This is a genomic window from Enterobacter wuhouensis, assembly GCF_004331265.1.
GTDB classification, from domain to species: Bacteria; Pseudomonadota; Gammaproteobacteria; order Enterobacterales; family Enterobacteriaceae; genus Enterobacter; species Enterobacter wuhouensis.
Genome location: NZ_SJOO01000028.1, coordinates 1 through 2,961 on the forward strand (window position 1 = coordinate 1; position 2,961 = coordinate 2,961).

Annotated in this window: 1 rRNA gene; it reads right to left on the reverse strand. The window is 53.4% G+C overall.

Annotation, left to right across the window (positions count from 1 at the left end):
* Positions 1-35: 35 nt before the first annotated feature.
* Positions 36-2,941: ribosomal RNA gene (locus E0L20_RS23710) — 23S ribosomal RNA — on the reverse strand.
* Positions 2,942-2,961: the final 20 nt, after the last annotated feature.

Below are 2,961 nucleotides of genomic sequence, written 5' to 3' on the forward strand. Positions count from 1 at the left end.
GTGTCGTCTCTTCGCCAAAACACCTTCGGCGTTGTAAGGTTAAGCCTCACGGTTCATTAGTATCGGTTAGCTCAACGCATCGCTGCGCTTACACACCCGACCTATCAACGTCGTAGTCTTCAACGTTCCTTCAGGACTCTCAAGGAGTCAGGGAGAACTCATCTCGGGGCAAGTTTCGTGCTTAGATGCTTTCAGCACTTATCTCTTCCGCATTTAGCTACCGGGCAATGCCATTGGCATGACAACCCGAACACCAGTGATGCGTCCACTCCGGTCCTCTCGTACTAGGAGCAGCCCCCCTCAATTCTCCAGCGCCCACGGCAGATAGGGACCGAACTGTCTCACGACGTTCTAAACCCAGCTCGCGTACCACTTTAAATGGCGAACAGCCATACCCTTGGGACCTACTTCAGCCCCAGGATGTGATGAGCCGACATCGAGGTGCCAAACACCGCCGTCGATATGAACTCTTGGGCGGTATCAGCCTGTTATCCCCGGAGTACCTTTTATCCGTTGAGCGATGGCCCTTCCATTCAGAACCACCGGATCACTATGACCTGCTTTCGCACCTGCTCGAGCCGTCACTCTCGCAGTCAAGCTAGCTTATGCCATTGCACTAACCTCCTGATGTCCGACCAGGATTAGCTAACCTTCGTGCTCCTCCGTTACTCTTTGGGAGGAGACCGCCCCAGTCAAACTACCCACCAGACACTGTCCGCAACCCGGATTACGGGTCTACGTTAGAACACCAGCCATTAAAGGGTGGTATTTCAAGGATGGCTCCACGCAGACTGGCGTCCACGCTTCAAAGCCTCCCACCTATCCTACACATCAAGGACCAGTGTTCAGTGTCAAGCTATAGTAAAGGTTCACGGGGTCTTTCCGTCTTGCCGCGGGTACACTGCATCTTCACAGCGAGTTCAATTTCACTGAGTCTCGGGTGGAGACAGCCTGGCCATCATTACGCCATTCGTGCAGGTCGGAACTTACCCGACAAGGAATTTCGCTACCTTAGGACCGTTATAGTTACGGCCGCCGTTTACCGGGGCTTCGATCAAGAGCTTCGCGTTGCCGCTAACCCCATCAATTAACCTTCCGGCACCGGGCAGGCGTCACACCGTATACGTCCACTTTCGTGTTTGCACAGTGCTGTGTTTTTAATAAACAGTTGCAGCCAGCTGGTATCTTCGACTGATTTCAGCTCCACCCGCAGGGGCTTCACCTACACATCAGCGTGCCTTCTCCCGAAGTTACGGCACCATTTTGCCTAGTTCCTTCACCCGAGTTCTCTCAAGCGCCTTGGTATTCTCTACCTGACCACCTGTGTCGGTTTGGGGTACGATTTGATGTTACCTGATGCTTAGAGGCTTTTCCTGGAAGCAGGGCATTTGTTACTTCAGCACCGTAGTGCCTCGTCATCACACCTCAGCGTTAAAAAGGTACCGGATTTACCTGGAACCTCCGCCTACATGCTTAAACCGGGACAACCGTCGCCCGGCTAACATAGCCTTCTCCGTCCCCCCTTCGCAGTAACACCAAGTACAGGAATATTAACCTGTTTCCCATCGACTACGCCTTTCGGCCTCGCCTTAGGGGTCGACTCACCCTGCCCCGATTAACGTTGGACAGGAACCCTTGGTCTTCCGGCGTGCGGGCTTTTCACCCGCATTATCGTTACTTATGTCAGCATTCGCACTTCTGATACCTCCAGCAGCCCTCACAGGCCACCTTCAACGGCTTACAGAACGCTCCCCTACCCAACAACGCCTAAGCGTCGCTGCCGCAGCTTCGGTGCATGGTTTAGCCCCGTTACATCTTCCGCGCAGGCCGACTCGACCAGTGAGCTATTACGCTTTCTTTAAATGATGGCTGCTTCTAAGCCAACATCCTGGCTGTCTGTGCCTTCCCACATCGTTTCCCACTTAACCATGACTTTGGGACCTTAGCTGGCGGTCTGGGTTGTTTCCCTCTTCACGACGGACGTTAGCACCCGCCGTGTGTCTCCCGTGATAACATTCTTCGGTATTCGTAGTTTGCATCGGGTTGGTAAGCCGGGATGGCCCCCTAGCCGAAACAGTGCTCTACCCCCGAAGATGAGTTCACGAGGCGCTACCTAAATAGCTTTCGGGGAGAACCAGCTATCTCCCGGTTTGATTGGCCTTTCACCCCCAGCCACAAGTCATCCGCTAATTTTTCAACATTAGTCGGTTCGGTCCTCCAGTTAGTGTTACCCAACCTTCAACCTGCCCATGGCTAGATCACCGGGTTTCGGGTCTATACCCTGCAACTTAACGCCCAGTTAAGACTCGGTTTCCCTTCGGCTCCCCTATACGGTTAACCTTGCTACAGAATATAAGTCGCTGACCCATTATACAAAAGGTACGCAGTCACCCCATAAAGAGGCTCCCACTGCTTGTACGTACACGGTTTCAGGTTCTTTTTCACTCCCCTCGCCGGGGTTCTTTTCGCCTTTCCCTCACGGTACTGGTTCACTATCGGTCAGTCAGGAGTATTTAGCCTTGGAGGATGGTCCCCCCATATTCAGACAGGATACCACGTGTCCCGCCCTACTCTTCGAGTTCACAGCATGTGTGCTTTCGTGTACGGGAGTATCACCCTGTACCCTGCGACTTTCCAGACGCTTCCACTAACACACAAGCTGATTCAGACTCTGGGCTGCTCCCCGTTCGCTCGCCGCTACTGGGGGAATCTCGGTTGATTTCTTTTCCTCGGGGTACTTAGATGTTTCAGTTCCCCCGGTTCGCCTCGTTAACCTATGTATTCAGTTAACGATAGTGTGTCGGAACACACTGGGTTTCCCCATTCGGACATCGCCGGGTCAAAGGTTCATATCACCTCGCCGGCGCTTTTCGCAGATTAGCACGTCCTTCATCGCCTCTGACTGCCAGGGCATCCACCGTGTACGCTTAGTCGCTTAACCTCACAACCCGAAGATGTTTC